General features: G+C 71.7%; 1 protein-coding gene. It reads right to left on the bottom strand.

Annotation, left to right across the window (positions count from 1 at the left end; translation table 11 throughout):
• A partial coding sequence (locus tag HUK82_RS16570) for a ComEC/Rec2 family competence protein (protein ID WP_176614961.1) occupies positions 1–1443 on the bottom strand: 1443 nt, incomplete at both ends.

Here is a 1443-nt window from a genome sequence, read left to right as displayed (position 1 = left end):
CCCGGCCCGACCACACCGCGAACGCCCCGTCGCGCCAGACGGCGAACCGGTCAATCGCGGGCACGCCGGGGCAGGAGGCCCGGATCGGCGTGGCCGAGAGAACCAGTGCCGCGCGCGTGCACAGCGCCGGATCTATGGCGACGTTCCCGTCGCTTGGGTCGTCGGGGCGTAGCACGATGGCACCTCCGGCCTCGGGCACCAAACATGGCCCCGCCCCGCAGTCCAGAGGCCGGAATGACCGTCCCAGAGCCGACTGCCACGCCTGCACGACGGGTTGATCCCGATAAGCGGCCTTCGTGACCTGATAGCCGGTCGCCGTGCGCACCAGCATCGCACCACCGTCCGACGCGATCACGGCCACGGGGCGCGCCGTGACCCCAGGCGACATGACCCCCAGGGCGATCAGCCCGCACCCGGCCAGCCGCCAGCGTGTACGCCACAGACACAGCCAGCACAGGCCGATCAGAAAAACCGCCAGACCCCAGCCCGGCATGATCGGAACGTTCAACGTGGCCCCGGCCCAGTGCGCCACCATCCGGGCCAGGCCCAGCACGACACGTATCCCCCACCCCATCGGCAGCAGCGCCCATCCGGCCAGACCCAGCGGCATGATCCACACCGCCATCAGCGGCACCGCAACCATGTTGGCCACAACGAAATAGGGCTGGACGGTGCCGAAATGCGCCAGTGCGACCGGCAGTGTCGCGCTGCCGGCAAGCAGGCTGGTCAGCGCCAGCGCAACCCCGTGCGACAGCGCTGCGCGCAGGTGGCCGCCTTCGCCACGCAGACGCGCAAGGGGAACCCGCAACACTTCATACCCCGCGATCAAGGCCATGACGGCGGCGAACGACATTTGGAACGACAGGTCGCGCACCAGTGACGGCCACACCAGCAACAGGCCGGACGCCGCAAGCGCCAGCCCGCGCATCGACGCCGGCTGACGCCCCGCCAGCAATGCCACCACCACCAGCATCGCCATGACCAGCGCGCGGAGCGCGGGCACGTGCAGGCCCGTCAGGCCGACATACCCCGCCCCGACCGCAAGCGCCCCGACCGTGGCCATCTCCTTGCACGGCCAGTGCAGCGCCGGGTACTCGAAGCGCGACAGACCCCACCGCAGGGCGGCGAGCGCCACGCCCATGACGATCCCCAGATGCAGCCCCGCGACGGCCAGCAGATGCGCAAGTCCCGCCGCCGCGAACTCGGCGCGCACCGCCACCGGCAGGCCCTGGGGCAGCCCGGTCAGGACGATGGCCGCGATGGCGCCCGGCGTACCGGGCAGCGTCGCCCCGATACGCGCGGCGATACGCTCGCGCAGACGCTCGAGACGCAGAGGACGTGGGGCCGTGCCTTCGGGTCGTGTGACCATGCCCAGCGCCAGTCCGGTGCCGCCCAGCCCGCTGAACCATGCCTCGAACTGCCGGTCGCGCGCGCCGGGCAGCG

Source organism: Ameyamaea chiangmaiensis, assembly GCF_013376175.1.
GTDB classification, from domain to species: Bacteria; Pseudomonadota; Alphaproteobacteria; order Acetobacterales; family Acetobacteraceae; genus Ameyamaea; species Ameyamaea chiangmaiensis.
This window is presented reverse-complemented; position numbering and strand designations above follow the sequence as displayed.